The following is a 17282-nucleotide window of genomic DNA, read 5'->3' as shown; positions in this document are numbered from 1 at the left end:
TCATGGCAGATTACCAGGGCAAAAAAGTCGTTATCATCGGGTTGGGCCTGACCGGCCTCTCCTGCGTGGACTTTTTCCTTGCGCGCGGCGTGACGCCGCGCGTGATGGATACGCGCATCTCTCCGCCGGGTCTGGACAAGCTGCCGGAGCAGGTTGAACGCCACCTGGGTGGTCTGAATGATGAGTGGCTGCTGGACGCGGATCTGATTGTTGCCAGCCCCGGTATGGCACTGGCGCATCCTTCCCTGAGCGCCGCCGCGGATGCAGGCGTTGAGATTGTCGGCGATATCGAACTGTTCTGCCGGGAGGCGCAGGCCCCGATCGTTGCCATTACCGGTTCAAACGGTAAAAGCACCGTCACCACGCTGGTGGGGGAAATGGCGAAGGCGGCGGGCAAAAATGTCGGCGTCGGCGGTAACATTGGTCTGCCCGCTCTGATGCTGCTTGATAAAGGGTGTGAGCTGTTTGTACTGGAGCTTTCCAGTTTCCAGCTGGAAACTACCTCAAGTCTACATGCGGCGGCGGCGACGATCCTAAACGTCACCGAAGATCATATGGACAGATACCCGTTCGGCTTGCAGCAGTACCGTGCGGCCAAACTGCGCGTTTATGAAAATGCCAAAGTTTGCGTAGTGAATGCCGATGATGCACTCACCATGCCGGTGCGCGGCGCAGACGAACGCTGCATTAGCTTCGGTATCAACATGGGTGACTATCACCTTAATCGTCAGCAGGGCGAAACCTGGCTACGCGTTAAAGGTGAGAAGGTGCTGAACGTGAAAGAGATGATGCTCTCCGGCCAGCATAACTACACCAATGCCCTGGCGGCGCTGGCGCTGGCGGATGCCGTTGGCCTGCCGCGTTCTTCAAGCCTGAAGGCGCTCACCACCTTTACCGGCCTGGCGCACCGCTTCCAGCTGGCGCTGGAGCATAATGGCGTACGCTGGATTAATGACTCCAAAGCGACCAACGTGGGGAGCACCGAGGCGGCACTGAACGGTCTGCACGTTGATGGCACGCTGCACCTGCTGCTGGGGGGCGACGGCAAATCGGCTGACTTCTCTTCGCTGAAGCAATACATCAACGGTGATCACGTGCGCCTGTATTGCTTTGGCCGCGATGGCAGCGAGCTGGCAGCGTTGCGTCCTGAGGTCGCCGAGCAAACCGAGACCATGGAGCAGGCGATGCGCCTCATCGCCCCACGCGTGAAGCCCGGCGATATGGTGCTGCTTTCGCCAGCCTGCGCCAGCCTCGATCAATTCAAGAATTTCGAACAGCGGGGGGATGTCTTTACCCGCCTGGCGAAGGAGTTAGGCTGATGCGTTTATCTCTCCCTCGCCTTAAAATGCCGCGCCTGCCAGGATTTGGTATCCTGGTATGGCTGTTTACGGCGCTGAAAGGCTGGGTGATGGCTTCACGGGATAAAGATTCCGACAGCCTGATCATGTATGACCGAATGCTGTTCTGGCTCACGCTGGGCCTGGCAGCGATTGGCTTTATTATGGTCACTTCGGCGTCAATGCCCGTTGGACAACGTCTGGCAAACGATCCGTTTCTGTTTGCCAAGCGTGACGGGCTGTACATCATTCTCGCGTTCTGCCTGGCGCTGATCACCTTACGCCTGCCGATGTCGTTCTGGCAGCGGCACAGTACGGCCATGCTCATCGCCTCAATCATCATGCTGTTGATCGTGCTGGTTGTCGGGAGCTCCGTTAACGGGGCATCGCGCTGGATTGCCTTTGGCCCACTGCGTATTCAGCCCGCGGAGTTCACCAAACTGTCGTTGTTCTGCTACCTGGCTAACTACCTGGTGCGTAAAGTTGACGAAGTCCGTAACAACCTTCGCGGCTTCTTAAAACCGATGGGCGTGATTCTGGTCCTCGCAATCCTGCTGCTGGCGCAGCCTGACCTCGGTACGGTAGTCGTACTGTTTGTCACTACGCTGGCGATGTTGTTCCTGGCGGGCGCAAAACTGTGGCAGTTCATTGCCATCATTGGGATGGGGATTTCGGCGGTGGTGCTGCTTATCCTCGCCGAACCATACCGTATCCGCCGTGTGACCTCGTTCTGGAACCCGTGGGAAGATCCGTTCGGCAGCGGTTATCAGCTGACGCAGTCGCTGATGGCGTTTGGCCGCGGCGAAGTCTGGGGCCAAGGCCTGGGCAACTCGGTGCAAAAACTGGAGTATTTACCGGAGGCGCATACCGACTTCATCTTCTCCATTATTGGGGAAGAACTGGGTTATATCGGTGTGGTATTGGCGTTATTAATGGTATTCTTCGTCGCTTTCCGCGCCATGTCGATTGGCCGGAAAGCGCTGGAGATCGATCACCGCTTCTCCGGTTTTCTGGCCTGTTCAATCGGTATCTGGTTTAGCTTCCAGGCGCTGGTAAACGTCGGGGCGGCGGCGGGTATGCTGCCGACCAAAGGTCTGACGTTGCCGTTGATCAGTTATGGTGGTTCGAGTCTGTTGATCATGTCGACGGCCATCATGTTTTTGTTACGTATAGATTATGAAACGCGTCTGGAGAAAGCTCAGGCGTTTACACGAGGTTCACGATGAATCAACCGAAGCGGTTAATGGTGATGGCAGGCGGTACCGGCGGACACGTGTTCCCGGGGCTGGCGGTTGCGCACCATTTAATGGAACAGGGCTGGCAGGTACGCTGGCTGGGAACCGCAGACCGCATGGAAGCCGACCTGGTACCTAAGCACGGTATCGAGATCGACTTTATTCGTATTTCTGGCCTTCGTGGCAAAGGGATCAAGGCGCTGCTGCTGGCGCCGGTGCGCATTTTCAATGCCTGGCGTCAGGCGCGCGACATTATGAAGCGCTTTAAGCCTGACGTCGTTCTGGGCATGGGCGGTTACGTTTCCGGTCCGGGTGGACTGGCGGCGTGGTCATTAGGGATCCCCGTTGTTCTGCATGAGCAGAATGGTATTGCCGGTTTGACCAACAAGTGGCTGGCAAAAATCGCCACCAAAGTTATGCAGGCGTTTCCTGGTGCGTTCCCGAAAGCGGACGTGGTGGGTAACCCGGTGCGTGTGGACGTGCTTGCGCTGCCGCTACCGGATGCGCGTCTGGCGGGTCGTGAAGGGCCGGTACGGGTGCTGGTCGTTGGCGGTTCCCAGGGCGCACGCATTTTAAACCAGACGATGCCGCAGGTTGCGGCAAAACTGGGTGATGCTGTGACCATCTGGCACCAGAGCGGGAAAGGCGCGCAACAGACCGTTGAGCAGGCTTACGCCGCTGAAGGCCAGCCGCAGCACAAAGTGACTGAATTTATTGATGATATGGCCGCAGCCTATGCCTGGGCCGATGTCGTAGTTTGTCGTTCGGGCGCGCTGACGGTGAGCGAAATCGCCGCCGCCGGTTTGCCGGCGCTGTTCGTGCCGTTCCAGCACAAAGACAGACAGCAGTACTGGAATGCGCTGCCGCTTGAGAAAGCGGGTGCCGCGAAGATTTTTGAGCAGCCACAGTTTACCGCTGAAGCGGTCGCCATTACCCTGGCGGGCTGGAACCGGGATGTATTACTGGAGATGGCGCAACGCGCGCGCGCGACCGCTATCCCGGATGCAACGGAACGGGTGGCAAAAGAAGTGAGCCTGGCAGCCCAGGCATAATTCTCGCAGCGCGTGTTGCGCTGCACGATTTTTTTGAAGTAGTCGATGGCGTTTTGAGAATGAATACACAACAACTGGCAAAACTGCGTTCAATCGTGCCCGAGATGCGTCGCGTCCGGCACATTCACTTTGTCGGCATCGGTGGTGCCGGCATGGGCGGTATTGCCGAAGTGTTAGCTAACGAAGGCTATCAGATCAGCGGGTCTGACCTGGCGCCAAACCCTGTTACGCAGCAGCTGGCGTCGCTGGGGGCGACTATCTATTTCAATCATCGCCCGGAAAACGTGAGCGATGCGAGCGTGGTTGTGGTGTCCAGCGCTATCTCTGCGGATAACCCGGAAATCGTTGCGGCACATGACGCACGTATTCCGGTGATCCGCCGCGCGGAAATGCTGGCGGAACTGATGCGTTTCCGTCACGGCATTGCGGTGGCCGGTACGCACGGCAAAACCACCACAACAGCGATGGTCTCCAGCATTTATGCGGAAGCGGGTCTCGATCCGACGTTCGTCAACGGTGGTCTCGTGAAAGCTGCTGGCGTACATGCGCGTCTGGGCCACAGCCGTTATCTGATTGCGGAAGCGGATGAGAGCGATGCGTCGTTCCTGCATCTGCAACCCATGGTGGCGATTGTCACCAATATCGAAGCTGACCATATGGACACCTATCAGGGCGACTTCGAGAACTTAAAGCAGACCTTTATTAATTTCCTGCACAACCTGCCGTTCTATGGCCGTGCGGTAATGTGCGTGGACGATCCGGTGATACGCGAGCTGCTGCCGCGCGTCGGGCGTCAAATCACCACCTATGGTTTCAGCGAAGACGCTGACGTACGCGTAGAAGATTACAAGCAGATTGGTGCGCAGGGGCATTTCACCCTGGCACGTCAGGACAAAGACCTGCTGCGTGTCACCCTGAACGCGCCGGGACGCCACAACGCCCTGAATGCGGCTGCGGCCGTGGCGGTTGCGACAGAGGAAGGTATTGACGATGAGGCGATCCTGCGCGCGCTGGAAAGCTTCCAGGGAACGGGCCGTCGCTTCGACTTCCTCGGTGAATTCCCACTGGAGCCCGTAAACGGTAAGTCAGGTTCTGCGATGCTGGTCGATGACTACGGTCACCATCCGACCGAAGTGGACGCCACCATCAAAGCGGCACGCGCGGGTTGGCCGGAAAAGAATCTGGTCATGATCTTCCAGCCGCACCGTTACACGCGTACCCGCGATCTGTACGACGATTTTGCCAACGTGCTTTCGCAGGTCGATACCCTGCTGATGCTGGACGTTTATGCCGCAGGCGAAAACCCGATTCCGGGCGCGGACAGTCGTTCTTTATGTCGTACCATCCGTGGACGCGGTAAAGTAGATCCTATTCTGGTTCCCGACCCGGCGCAGGTGGCTGAAATGCTTGCGCCAGTCCTGACGGGCAACGATCTGATCCTCATACAGGGCGCGGGAAATATCGGCAAAATCGCCCGTACCTTAGCTGAAATCAAACTGAAGCCGCAAACTCAGGAGGACGAGCGTCATGGCTGATAAGATTGCTGTCCTGTTTGGCGGCACTTCCGCCGAACGCGAGGTTTCTCTGAATTCGGGCGCTGCCGTGCTGGCGGGCCTGCGTGAAGGGGGCGTGGACGCGCATCCGGTTGATCCGAAAGAGGTGGACGTCACGCAGCTGAAAGCGATGGGCTTCGATAAAGCCTTCATCGCGTTGCACGGTCGCGGCGGTGAAGACGGCACGTTGCAGGGGCTGCTGGAGCTTATCGGTATGCCGTATACCGGCAGCGGCGTGATGGCATCAGCCATCTCCATGGATAAACTGCGCAGCAAACTGCTGTGGCAGGGCGCGGGCCTGCCCGTTGCGCCATGGGTTGCACTGACGCGTCGCGAATATGAATTAGGCCTGTCGGACGGCGTTAATACACGCATTGCCGCGCTGGGCTTACCGGTTATTGTTAAGCCGAGCCGTGAAGGGTCGAGCGTGGGAATGTCCAAAGTCGATAAAGCTGACGATTTAGCGTCCGCTTTAGCCTTGGCATTTCAACACGATGAAGAAGTATTGATTGAAAAATGGCTCAGCGGGCCGGAATTTACCGTCGCGATGCTCGGCGAAGAAATTTTACCGTCAATTCGCATCCAACCCGCCGGAGTCTTCTATGATTATGAGGCGAAGTATCTCTCTGATGAGACGCAATATTTCTGCCCAGCGGGTCTTGAAGCAGCACGTGAGGCCGAATTACAGTCTCTGGTGCTTAAAGCCTGGAATGTTCTGGGATGCCGTGGCTGGGGACGCATTGACGTGATGCTTGACGGCGACGGGCAATTTTATCTGCTGGAAGCGAACACGTCTCCGGGTATGACCAGCCATAGCCTTGTGCCGATGGCGGCGCGTCAGGCGGGAATGAGCTTCTCGCAATTAGTCGTACGTATTCTGGACCAGGCGGGCTGATATGTCTCAGGCTGCATTGAACACGCGCAACCGCGATGACGAAGAAGAATATTCCTCTTCGCGCCGGAGTAATGGAACGCGTCTTGCAGGGATCATCTTCCTGCTCGGGGTGCTGTGCACCGTGTTTATCAGCGGCTGGATGGTGCTGGGCTGGATGGAAGACGCGCAGCGGTTGCCGCTGTCGAAGCTGGTGGTGACCGGGGAGCGTCACTACACCCGTAACGATGATATTCGCCAGTCGATTCTGGCGCTTGGATCGCCCGGCACCTTTATGACGCAGGACGTCAACATTATTCAGAGTCAGATTGAACGTCTGCCCTGGATTAAACAGGCAAGTGTCAGAAAGCAATGGCCTGATGAATTGAAGATTCATCTGGTTGAATATGTGCCGATTGCACGTTGGAATGATCAGCATATGGTGGACGTGGACGGAAATTCCTTCAGCGTCCCGAGCGATCGTGTCAACAAGCAGAATTTACCGATGTTGTATGGCCCGGAAGGCAGCGAAAACGAAGTATTGCAGGGTTTTCGTGAAATGGGCCAGGTGCTGGCGAAGGACAGGTTTACGTTGAAAGATGCTGCGATGACGGCTCGCCGCTCCTGGCAGTTGACCTTAACGAATGGCATTAAGCTCAATCTTGGCCGCGGCGACACAATGAAACGTCTGGCGCGTTTTGTAGAACTTTACCCGGTTCTACAGCAGCAGGCGCAGACGGATGGCAAACGGATAAGCTACGTTGATTTGCGCTATGACTCAGGCGCAGCAGTCGGTTGGGAGCCGGCTCCGGTCGAGGAACCTAATCAGCAACAAAATCAGGCACAGGTACAGGCAGAACAACAATGATCAAGTCGACGGACAGAAAATTGGTAGTAGGACTGGAGATTGGCACCGCGAAGGTTGCCGCTTTGGTAGGGGAAGTTCTGCCCGACGGTATGGTCAATATCATTGGTGTGGGCAGCTGCCCCTCCCGTGGTATGGATAAAGGTGGGGTAAACGACCTTGAGTCGGTGGTGAAATGCGTACAGCGCGCCATCGACCAGGCTGAATTGATGGCAGATTGCCAGATTTCCTCTGTCTATCTGGCCCTGTCTGGTAAGCACATCAGCTGCCAGAATGAAATCGGGATGGTGCCGATTTCCGAAGAAGAAGTGACGCAGGAAGACGTTGAGAACGTTGTCCACACGGCGAAATCTGTGCGTGTTCGCGACGAGCACCGCGTGCTGCATGTGATCCCGCAGGAATACGCGATCGACTACCAGGAAGGCATAAAGAATCCGGTCGGTCTGTCGGGCGTGCGTATGCAGGCAAAAGTGCACCTGATCACATGTCACAACGATATGGCGAAGAACATTGTAAAAGCCGTTGAACGTTGTGGCCTGAAAGTTGACCAACTCATTTTCGCTGGTCTTGCCGCGAGCTACTCCGTACTGACCGAAGACGAACGTGAACTGGGCGTCTGTGTGGTTGATATTGGTGGTGGTACAATGGACATGGCTGTCTATACCGGCGGTGCGTTACGCCATACCAAAGTCATCCCTTACGCCGGGAATGTGGTGACCAGCGATATCGCTTATGCCTTTGGTACGCCACCGAGTGATGCAGAGGCGATTAAGGTGCGCCATGGTTGCGCGCTGGGCTCTATCGTCGGCAAAGACGAAAGCGTTGAAGTGCCGAGCGTCGGGGGACGACCGCCGCGCAGCCTGCAACGCCAGACGCTGGCAGAGGTGATTGAGCCGCGCTATACCGAGCTGCTCAACCTGGTCAACGAAGAGATTTTGCAGTTACAGGAACAGCTTCGCCAGCAGGGTGTGAAACATCATCTCGCGGCGGGGATTGTATTAACCGGCGGGGCAGCGCAAATTGAAGGTCTTGCGGCCTGCGCTCAGCGCGTGTTCCATACGCAGGTGCGTATCGGTGCGCCGCTGAATATCACCGGTTTAACGGATTATGCTCAGGAGCCGTACTATTCAACGGCGGTGGGCCTGCTGCACTACGGGAAAGAATCCCATTTAAGTGGTGAAGCAGAGGTGGAAAAACGCGTCTCGGTGGGGTCGTGGGTCAAACGACTTAACACCTGGTTGCGAAAAGAATTTTAATTTTTTAAGAGACCGGAGAGAATTAGCGGTCTCGGGCGACAGGCACAACGGAGAGAGAGATTATGTTTGAACCTATGGAATTAACCAACGACGCGGTGATTAAAGTCATCGGCGTCGGTGGCGGCGGCGGTAACGCCGTAGAGCACATGGTGCGTGAGCGCATCGAAGGTGTTGAATTCTTCGCGGTGAACACCGATGCGCAGGCGCTGCGTAAAACGGCCGTTGGCCAGACTATTCAGATCGGTGGTGGCATCACCAAAGGTCTGGGAGCAGGGGCTAACCCGGAAGTGGGCCGTAACGCGGCTGAAGAAGATCGTGAAGCGCTGCGCGCTGCACTGGACGGTGCAGACATGGTCTTCATCGCAGCGGGTATGGGCGGCGGTACAGGTACCGGTGCAGCACCCGTTGTGGCGGAAGTCGCTAAAGATTTAGGTATTCTGACCGTTGCCGTCGTGACCAAGCCTTTCAACTTTGAAGGCAAGAAGCGTATGGCTTTCGCGGAGCAGGGTATCACCGAGCTGTCCAAGCACGTGGACTCTCTGATTACCATCCCGAACGACAAGCTGCTGAAAGTGCTGGGTCGCGGTATTTCTCTGCTGGACGCCTTTGGCGCAGCAAACGACGTGCTGAAAGGTGCGGTTCAGGGGATCGCTGAACTGATTACCCGTCCAGGCCTGATGAACGTAGACTTTGCAGACGTTCGCACCGTGATGTCAGAAATGGGCTACGCGATGATGGGCTCTGGCGTGGCGAGCGGTGAAGACCGTGCGGAAGAAGCCGCTGAAATGGCGATCTCTTCTCCTCTGCTGGAAGATATCGATCTGTCTGGTGCGCGCGGCGTGCTGGTCAACATTACCGCTGGCTTTGACCTGCGTCTGGATGAGTTCGAAACCGTGGGTAATACCATCCGTGCATTCGCCTCTGACAACGCAACCGTCGTTATCGGTACGTCCCTTGACCCTGAAATGAACGACGAACTGCGTGTGACCGTTGTGGCCACCGGTATCGGTATGGACAAGCGTCCTGAGATCACCCTTGTGACCAATAAACAGACTCAGCAGCCGGTTATGGATCGTTACCAGCAGCACGGTATGGCGCCTCTGACTCAGGAGCAAAAACCTGCTGCGAAAGTGGTGAACGACCCGACTCCACAAACGGCAAAAGAGCCAGATTATCTGGATATCCCGGCGTTCCTGCGTAAGCAAGCTGACTAAGAATTGGCTGGAATTTGGGGATTTGCGCTCTTTGTGCTAAACTGGCCCACCGTTAGTGATATACACTCTCGGTTGGATAGTTAATTTGGCGAGATTATACGATGATCAAACAAAGGACACTTAAACGTATCGTTCAGGCGACGGGTGTCGGTTTACATACCGGCAAGAAAGTCACACTGACGTTACGCCCTGCGCCGGCCAATACCGGGGTCATCTATCGTCGCACCGACTTGAATCCACCGGTAGATTTTCCGGCCGATGCCAAATCTGTGCGTGATACTATGCTCTGTACTTGTCTGGTGAACGAGCATGACGTGCGGATTTCTACCGTAGAGCACCTGAACGCCGCCCTGGCGGGTCTGGGTATCGACAACATTATGGTTGAAGTCGATGCGCCAGAAATCCCGATTATGGATGGCAGTGCTGCTCCGTTCGTTTATCTGTTGCTGGATGCCGGCATCGAAGAACTGAACTGCGCGAAGAAATTTGTTCGCATTAAAGAGACCGTTCGCGTCGAAGATGGCGACAAATGGGCTGAATTCAAACCGTACAATGGTTTCTCGTTGGACTTCACCATCGATTTTAACCATCCGGCGATTGACTCCAGCACCCAGCGCTATGCGATGAACTTCTCTGCGGATGCGTTCATGCGTCAGATCAGCCGAGCACGTACCTTCGGCTTTATGCGTGATATCGAATATCTGCAATCCCGCGGCCTGTGCCTGGGCGGCAGCTTCGATTGTGCCATCGTTGTTGACGATTATCGCGTACTGAACGAAGACGGCCTGCGTTTTGAAGATGAATTTGTTCGTCACAAAATGCTGGACGCGATCGGCGATCTCTTCATGTGTGGTCACAACATCATTGGTGCCTTTACCGCGTTTAAATCCGGTCATGCACTGAACAACAAACTGTTGCAGGCCGTCCTGGCAAAACAGGAAGCCTGGGAATATGTGACCTTTGAAGACGAAGCTGAACTGCCGCTGGCGTTCAAAGCCCCGACTATGGTCCTGGCGTAACGGTTAAAGCCGTTTCGTAAGAAAAGCGACTGGTTCACCTGGTACTCTCTCCGACCAGGGAAGCCAGTCGTTTTTATTTCTCCCCTTCTTTAATTTGTCCCTCTCATCCTCGGCTTGTGTCAGGTGTCGAATAAGGGTGTGTTCGCTGCATTATTGACCGTTTTTACCTGCTGCAAGGTGTCATTCCTGCTGCTGTGTATTGGCTTTAGTGGTAATATCTGGGCGCTAAAAAAGAATAACTGAACTCAGCCTGCACCTGCGGGCGAATGTGGTGGAGCAAGTGAGCGGAATACTGACGCGCTGGCGACAATTTGGCAGACGTTACTTCTGGCCGCATCTCTTATTGGGGATGGTCGCGGCGAGTCTCGGCTTGCCTGTACTCAGCAACAGTGCAGACGCCGCAACACCCACCCGTTCCAGCACCACCAAACACGATCTTACTACGCGGGTTAATTTTACAAATCTCGCATGGCTTGAAGCCAGTCGCCGTCCTAATTTCTCCGTTGATTACTGGCAGCAACACGCTATTCGCACGGTTATTCGCCATCTGTCATTCGCGATGGCACCGCAGACAATGCCAGTTGCTGAAGAGACGCTGCCGGTTCAGGCTCATCATCTTGCCCTGCTGGATACGCTTAATGCGCTTCTGACGCAGGATAACCAGCCGCCTGTGACCGTGAGTCAGACGGCGCAAACTGATTTTGTTTCCCCTGCATCCTTCTCTGTTTCGACATGGATTAGCCAGGTTCACGGCATCCGTGCCGGGCCTCTACGCCTCAGCTAAATTAACCTTTTTCAATACCTTAATTTATCTGCCCGTTTGGGGCGTTTGAGAATTTATTATGCTAATCAAATTGTTAACCAAAGTTTTTGGTAGTCGTAACGATCGTACCCTGCGCCGTATGCGCAAAGCTGTGAACGTCATCAACGGTATGGAACCAGCGATGGAGAAGCTGTCTGATGATGAGCTGAAAGCGAAAACCGCGGAGTTCCGTGCGCGTCTGGAGAAAGGCGAAACCTTAGAAAGCCTGATCCCGGAAGCCTTCGCCGTAGTACGTGAGGCGAGTAAGCGCGTGTTCGGCATGCGTCACTTCGACGTGCAGCTGCTGGGCGGGATGGTACTCAACGAACGCTGCATTGCGGAAATGCGTACCGGTGAAGGTAAAACCCTGACCGCAACGCTGCCAGCCTACCTGAACGCGCTGACCGGTAAGGGCGTACACGTTGTGACCGTCAACGACTACCTGGCGCAGCGTGACGCCGAAAACAACCGGCCACTGTTCGAATTCCTGGGTATGACCGTGGGCATTAACATGTCTGGCCTGCCGGCACCTGCGAAACGTGAAGCCTACAACGCGGATATCACCTACGGCACCAACAACGAATACGGCTTCGACTACCTGCGTGACAACATGGCGTTCAGCCCGGAAGAGCGCGTTCAGCGTAAACTGCACTATGCGCTGGTGGATGAGGTTGACTCCATTCTGATCGATGAAGCGCGTACCCCGCTGATCATCTCCGGCCCGGCTGAAGACAGCTCCGAGATGTACCGTAAAGTCGACAAAATCATTCCTCACCTGCTGCGTCAGGAGAAAGAAGACTCTGATACCTTCCAGGGTGAAGGCCACTTCTCCGTGGATGAAAAAGCGCGTCAGGTCAACCTGACCGAACGCGGCCTGGTGAAAATCGAAGAGCTGCTGGTTGCTGAAGGTATTATGGAAGAGGGCGAGTCTCTGTACTCCCCGAGCAACATCATGCTGATGCACCACGTAACGGCAGCACTGCGCGCGCATGCGCTGTTTACCCGCGACGTTGACTACATCGTCAAAGACGGTGAAGTCATCATCGTCGATGAACACACCGGTCGTACCATGCAGGGACGTCGCTGGTCTGACGGTCTGCACCAGGCTGTCGAAGCCAAAGAAGGCGTGGACATTCAGAACGAAAACCAGACGTTGGCCTCCATCACCTTCCAGAACTACTTCCGTCTGTACGAGAAGCTGGCGGGGATGACCGGTACCGCAGATACCGAAGCGTTTGAATTCAGTTCCATCTACAAGCTGGATACCGTTGTCGTTCCAACCAACCGTCCGATGATCCGTAAGGATATGCCGGACCTGGTGTACATGACCGAAGCGGAAAAAATTCAGGCGATCATTGAAGATATTCGCGAACGTACCGCGAAGGGCCAGCCGGTACTGGTGGGGACCATCTCCATCGAGAAATCCGAAGTGGTGTCTAACGAGCTGACGAAAGCGGGCATCAAACACAACGTGCTGAACGCCAAGTTCCACGCTAAAGAAGCGGATATCGTTGCGCAGGCGGGTTATCCGGCAGCCGTGACCATCGCCACCAACATGGCGGGTCGTGGTACCGATATTATGCTCGGCGGTAGCTGGCAGGCCGAAGTGGCGGAGCTGGAAAACCCAACCCCAGAGCAAATTGCGCAGATCAAAGCCGACTGGCAGGTGCGTCACGACGCGGTGCTGGCATCCGGTGGTCTGCATATCATTGGTACCGAGCGTCACGAATCGCGTCGTATCGATAACCAGCTGCGTGGTCGTGCGGGTCGTCAGGGGGATGCCGGTTCTTCCCGCTTCTACCTGTCTATGGAAGATGCGCTGATGCGTATTTTCGCCTCTGACCGTGTGTCAGGCATGATGCGTAAACTGGGCATGAAACCAGGCGAAGCGATCGAGCACCCGTGGGTCACCAAAGCGATCGCTAACGCCCAGCGTAAAGTTGAAAGCCGCAACTTCGATATTCGTAAGCAGCTGCTGGAATATGATGACGTTGCCAACGACCAGCGTCGTGCAATCTACACCCAGCGTAACGAACTGCTGGACGTGTCCGACGTGAGCGAAACCATCAACAGCATTCGCGAAGATGTGTTCAAAGCCACTATCGACGCGCACATTCCGCCGCAGTCTCTGGAAGAGATGTGGGATATCGAAGGCTTGCAGGAACGTCTGAAAAACGACTTCGATCTCGAACTGCCAATCAAAGAGTGGCTGGACAAAGAGCCTGAACTGCACGAAGAGACCCTGCGCGAGCGTATCTACGAAACCGCGCTGGACGTCTACAAGCGTAAAGAAGAAGTGGTTGGCGCAGAGATGATGCGTCACTTCGAGAAAGGCGTAATGTTGCAGACCCTGGACTCCCTGTGGAAAGAGCACCTGGCGGCGATGGACTATCTGCGTCAGGGTATCCACCTGCGTGGTTATGCGCAGAAAGATCCGAAGCAGGAGTACAAGCGTGAATCCTTCTCCATGTTCGCTGCCATGCTGGAGTCGCTGAAGTATGAAGTCATCAGCACTCTGAGCAAGGTTCAGGTGCGTATGCCGGAAGAAGTGGAAGCGATGGAGCAGCAGCGTCGTGAAGAAGCTGAGCGCCTGGCTCAGATGCAGCAGCTTAGCCATCAGACCGATGAAAGCGAAGCCGCTGCGGCAATCGCAGCGCAGACGGGCGATCGTAAAGTCGGTCGTAACGATCCGTGCCCATGCGGTTCCGGCAAAAAATACAAGGCGTGCCACGGCCGTCTGAGCTAAGAACATAACAAACTGAAAAGGCGCAGATATCTGCGCCTTTTTTATGGAAGTGACATGATGAAAACACTGCAAATTGCTGTCGGGATCATTCGCAACCCGCAAAACCAGATCTTCATTACCCAACGTGCCGCCGATGCGCACATGGCCAACAAATGGGAATTCCCCGGCGGGAAAATCGAATCAGGTGAAACGCCGGAGCAGGCGCTGGTGCGTGAGCTTCAGGAAGAGGTAGGCATCACTCCGCTTGGCGCAGTGTTGTTCGATAAGCTGGCGTATCAGTTTCCGGATCGTCACATCACGCTGTGGTTCTGGCTGGTGGAGAACTGGGAAGGTGAGCCATGGGGAAAAGAGGGGCAGCCAGGTAGCTGGATTGAACTTCAGGCCAGCGATGCGGAAAAATTCCCGCCTGCCAATGAGCCTGTGATCCTCCGGCTGGTTGCCCAATCGTAGGCCTGCTAAGCGAAGCGCCCGCAGGCTGTGAACGTTATTGCTGGTTTTCGCTCCAGTCATCGCTATCCGAGAGATCGCCATCGCTCGGAATGCGTTTCTCTTCCGCCGCCCATTCGCCCAGGTCAATTAACTGGCAGCGCTTGCAGCAGAATGGGCGAAATGGACTCACTTCACCCCAGACGACAGTTTTCCCACAGGTTGGGCAGCTTACGGTAGTTACGTCAGACATTGGCACTCCTTAACAACAGGCCAGTTCAAAATCGAGGCGTTCCGGTACGGTGCCATGTTCACTGTCCAGTGGCATAAAGCGGATCGCGAAACGGCTTTTATGTCCGGAAATTTGCGGGTAAAGCTGCTCGCCAAGAGACAGATTCAGACGCAAAAGATCGGCGTCGTCGCCGTTATCCTGATAGAAACCGTTGAGACTGGTTTGCTTGCGGAACGGGGCAGAGTTACGCACTAGATCGAGGATCAGCGATAACGTCTGATTCATCGGCTCCAGACTGCCTAGCCAGTTGTTCACCTGGCGATCGCGCTGTGCCTGCGGCATGTGCAGCCACATATGCAACGTCGGCAGGTCAAAGCTACAGCACCCGCCCGGTATGCTCAGGCGCTGGCGCACCAGCGCAATCAGACGGTCCTCTCGTAAAAACTGTCCGATGCGCGGCGCGGCCATCAGCGTTGTGCTGCTGTTTTTCAGCTGCTGGCGTAAAGCGTCAATTCGACTTTGATCCACGCCCGGAACTTCTGCCCAGGCCTGTAACTTACGCTGCTGACGCTCCAGCTCTTTCAACAGCTCAGTGCGAACATCGCCGCGTTCAATTACATCAAGCAGATCGCCCACGTTGCGGAAAAAATGCAAGGCGGTGGCGTGATCGTTGACAGGCAGGTGTTGTGAAAGCTGTTGAATAAGAAATTCTATGCGTAGCCATGTACGCATTTTTTCGTTAAGCGGGTGCTCAAAAAGGATATGAGTCGACATTATGGTTTTTCCTGTGCAACGGCCTGCGCGGCGAAGGTCAGATACTGCGCGTGCAGACGAGCAACATCCGATGCAATGGCATCTGGTGCGCCGTTATTATCAATAACATCATCCGCAACGGCGAGGCGCGCTTCGCGCGAGGCCTGTGCGGCAAGAATTTGTTCAGCATGTTCACGCGAGACGTGGTCGCGAGCCATGGTTCGCTGGATTTGCGTTTCGGGTGCAACATCAATCACCAGTACCCGATCGGCTTTCTTATGCAGCTGATTTTCTACAAGGAGCGGAACCACCCACAATACATAGGGTGAACTGGCTGCGGCAATTTGACGCTGAGTTTCCTGATGGATAATGGGGTGGAGCAGGGCATTAAGCCAGGCCTTTTCCGAAGAATCAGAAAAAATGCATTCACGCAGCTGGCGACGATTCAGGGTGCCGTCAGCCTGTATCACACGGCGACCAAAATGCGCTTCGATGGCGTTTAAGGCGGGTGTATTTGGTTCTACCACCTGACGGGCAATGATATCGGCGTCGATAATCGTGATGCCGAAACGAGCAAACGCGTGCGCAACGGTGCTTTTACCACTACCGATGCCGCCGGTTAATGCGACGATATACCCCATTAAATCAGATCCTGGGAATTATTCATTTTTAAAATCAGTTGCTTAAAATTCAAACTTACAACAGCGAATGTTTAGCTCTCTTTACCCGCCTTTTACCAGGTAAATTTATAGGATTGTAGCGTAAAAAAAGAGAATTTCGCAGTCTTGCGGAGCAGGTATTAGTGCGTATGATAGCGTCACTGGAGTTGTGCTTTTACTCTATTTGCCTCTAACCCCAGGAATCCGCACATGCGTATCGAAGAAGATCTGAAGTTAGGTTTCAAAGACGTTCTAATCCGCCCTAAACGCTCTACACTGAAAAGTCGCTCAGACGTTGAACTCGAACGTCAATTCACCTTTAAGCATTCCGGTCAGACGTGGTCTGGCGTGCCGATTATCGCGGCCAACATGGACACCGTCGGGACCTTCGAGATGGCGACCGCACTGGCGCAATTCGACATCTTAACTGCGGTACACAAACATTACAGCGCTGAAGAGTGGGATGCGTTTGTCGCCTCCGCCTCGGCTGACGTGGTGAAGCATGTGATGGTCTCGACCGGTACGTCTGATGCAGACTTCGAGAAAACCAAACAGATCCTGAACGCAAATCCGGCGCTGAGTTTTGTCTGCATTGACGTGGCAAATGGTTATTCCGAGCATTTCGTTCAGTTCGTCAGCAAGGCGCGTGAAGCCTGGCCAACCAAAACCATCATCGCGGGCAACGTGGTGACGGGTGAAATGTGTGAGGAACTGATCCTCTCCGGGGCCGATATTGTGAAAGTGGGCATTGGCCCGGGCTCCGTTTGCACCACGCGCGTGAAAACCGGTGTAGGTTATCCGCAGCTGTCCGCGGTAATAGAATGCGCTGACGCTGCGCACGGTCTGGGCGGTCAGATCATCAGCGACGGTGGCTGCACTATGCCAGGCGATGTCGCAAAAGCCTTCGGCGGTGGCGCGGACTTCGTAATGCTCGGCGGCATGCTGGCAGGCCACGAAGAAAGCGGCGGTACCGTAGTGGAAGAGAACGGCGAAAAATTCATGCTGTTCTACGGAATGAGCTCTGAATCTGCGATGACCCGTCACGTAGGGGGTGTCGCGAAATACCGTGCGGCGGAAGGCAAAACCGTTAAGCTGCCACTGCGTGGTCCGGTTGAAAACACGGCGCGCGATATCCTCGGCGGTCTGCGTTCTGCCTGTACCTACGTTGGGGCTTCCCGCCTGAAAGAGCTGACGAAACGCACAACGTTTATCCGCGTTCAGGAGCAGGAAAACCGCGTATTCAATAGCCTCTGATGGCTACG

The 17282-nt window shown here is 55.3% G+C and carries 16 protein-coding genes; 13 read left to right on the top strand and 3 right to left on the bottom strand.

Annotated elements, in window-relative coordinates; all coding sequences use genetic code 11:
* The first annotated feature begins 2 nt into the window (after nucleotides 1–2).
* The 12 genes from murD to mutT all read left to right on the top strand — a co-directional run bounded on the left by murD (nucleotide 3) and on the right by mutT (nucleotide 14400).
* Nucleotides 3–1319 (top strand): UDP-N-acetylmuramoyl-L-alanine--D-glutamate ligase, encoded by a 1317-nt coding sequence (gene murD / locus G6Q29_RS07790; RefSeq protein WP_165465159.1) that lies wholly within the window; start codon nucleotides 3–5, stop codon nucleotides 1317–1319.
* Nucleotides 1319–2563: a cell division protein FtsW gene (gene ftsW, locus G6Q29_RS07785; protein WP_165465158.1), complete on the top strand. Its 1245-nt coding sequence runs from the start codon at nucleotides 1319–1321 to the stop codon at nucleotides 2561–2563. Before murD ends, ftsW begins: the two co-directional genes overlap by 1 nt.
* Nucleotides 2560–3624, top strand: a complete 1065-nt coding sequence (gene murG / locus G6Q29_RS07780; protein ID WP_165465157.1) for an undecaprenyldiphospho-muramoylpentapeptide beta-N-acetylglucosaminyltransferase — start codon at nucleotides 2560–2562, stop codon at nucleotides 3622–3624. Before ftsW ends, murG begins: the two co-directional genes overlap by 4 nt.
* Nucleotides 3625–3683: 59 nt before the next feature.
* Nucleotides 3684–5159: a UDP-N-acetylmuramate--L-alanine ligase gene (gene murC, locus G6Q29_RS07775; RefSeq protein ID WP_165465156.1), complete on the top strand. Its 1476-nt coding sequence runs from the start codon at nucleotides 3684–3686 to the stop codon at nucleotides 5157–5159.
* Complete coding sequence (locus G6Q29_RS07770; protein ID WP_165465155.1) at nucleotides 5152–6072, top strand: D-alanine--D-alanine ligase; 921 nt, start codon at nucleotides 5152–5154, stop codon at nucleotides 6070–6072. The genes murC and G6Q29_RS07770 overlap by 8 nt, the downstream gene beginning before the upstream one ends.
* Nucleotide 6073: 1 nt before the next feature.
* Entirely contained in the window at nucleotides 6074–6916 is an 843-nt protein-coding gene (gene ftsQ, locus G6Q29_RS07765) for a cell division protein FtsQ (RefSeq protein WP_003856342.1), read from the top strand.
* On the top strand, nucleotides 6913–8169 hold the full coding sequence (gene ftsA, locus G6Q29_RS07760; protein WP_003856340.1) for a cell division protein FtsA: 1257 nt from the start codon (nucleotides 6913–6915) through the stop codon (nucleotides 8167–8169). Before ftsQ ends, ftsA begins: the two co-directional genes overlap by 4 nt.
* Before the next feature lie 62 nt (nucleotides 8170–8231).
* Complete coding sequence (ftsZ, locus tag G6Q29_RS07755) at nucleotides 8232–9383, top strand: cell division protein FtsZ (protein ID WP_003856338.1); 1152 nt, start codon at nucleotides 8232–8234, stop codon at nucleotides 9381–9383.
* A 101-nt stretch (nucleotides 9384–9484) separates the two neighbouring features.
* A complete protein-coding gene (lpxC, locus tag G6Q29_RS07750; protein ID WP_003856337.1) occupies nucleotides 9485–10402 on the top strand; it encodes a UDP-3-O-acyl-N-acetylglucosamine deacetylase in 918 nt (305 codons plus the stop codon).
* A 280-nt stretch (nucleotides 10403–10682) separates the two neighbouring features.
* Nucleotides 10683–11186 carry a secA translation cis-regulator SecM gene (gene secM, locus G6Q29_RS07745; RefSeq protein ID WP_165465154.1) on the top strand — a complete coding sequence of 168 codons (504 nt, stop codon included), beginning with the start codon at nucleotides 10683–10685 and terminating at the stop codon, nucleotides 11184–11186.
* Between the two features lie 58 nt (nucleotides 11187–11244).
* Complete coding sequence (gene secA / locus G6Q29_RS07740; protein WP_003856335.1) at nucleotides 11245–13950, top strand: preprotein translocase subunit SecA; 2706 nt, start codon at nucleotides 11245–11247, stop codon at nucleotides 13948–13950.
* A gap of 57 nt (nucleotides 13951–14007) precedes the next feature.
* Nucleotides 14008–14400, top strand: a complete 393-nt coding sequence (gene mutT, locus G6Q29_RS07735) for an 8-oxo-dGTP diphosphatase MutT (RefSeq protein ID WP_165465408.1) — start codon at nucleotides 14008–14010, stop codon at nucleotides 14398–14400.
* A 34-nt stretch (nucleotides 14401–14434) separates the two neighbouring features.
* Here the strand turns inward: mutT and yacG are convergent, their stop codons facing one another.
* Genes yacG through coaE form a run of 3 tightly spaced genes read right to left on the bottom strand, consistent with a single transcriptional unit; the run spans nucleotide 14435 to nucleotide 16002 of the window.
* Nucleotides 14435–14629, bottom strand: a complete 195-nt coding sequence (gene yacG, locus G6Q29_RS07730) for a DNA gyrase inhibitor YacG (RefSeq protein ID WP_165465153.1) — start codon at nucleotides 14627–14629, stop codon at nucleotides 14435–14437.
* Nucleotides 14630–14638: 9 nt separating this feature from the next.
* Nucleotides 14639–15382, bottom strand: a complete 744-nt coding sequence (zapD, locus tag G6Q29_RS07725) for a cell division protein ZapD (protein WP_165465152.1) — start codon at nucleotides 15380–15382, stop codon at nucleotides 14639–14641.
* Complete coding sequence (gene coaE, locus G6Q29_RS07720; RefSeq protein WP_165465151.1) at nucleotides 15382–16002, bottom strand: dephospho-CoA kinase; 621 nt, start codon at nucleotides 16000–16002, stop codon at nucleotides 15382–15384. The genes zapD and coaE overlap by 1 nt, the downstream gene beginning before the upstream one ends.
* 228 nt (nucleotides 16003–16230) lie before the next feature.
* On the opposite strand from coaE, the gene G6Q29_RS07715 reads away from it, so the two are divergent.
* A complete protein-coding gene (locus G6Q29_RS07715) occupies nucleotides 16231–17274 on the top strand; it encodes a GMP reductase (protein WP_165465150.1) in 1044 nt (347 codons plus the stop codon).
* Nucleotides 17275–17282 lie beyond the last annotated feature (8 nt).

It is taken from the genome of Enterobacter cloacae, assembly GCF_011078175.1.
In the GTDB taxonomy this organism is placed as follows: domain Bacteria; phylum Pseudomonadota; class Gammaproteobacteria; order Enterobacterales; family Enterobacteriaceae; genus Enterobacter; species Enterobacter cloacae_Q.
The sequence above is the reverse complement of the archived record's forward strand: the minus strand, read 5'-3'. Positions and strand labels throughout refer to the sequence as shown.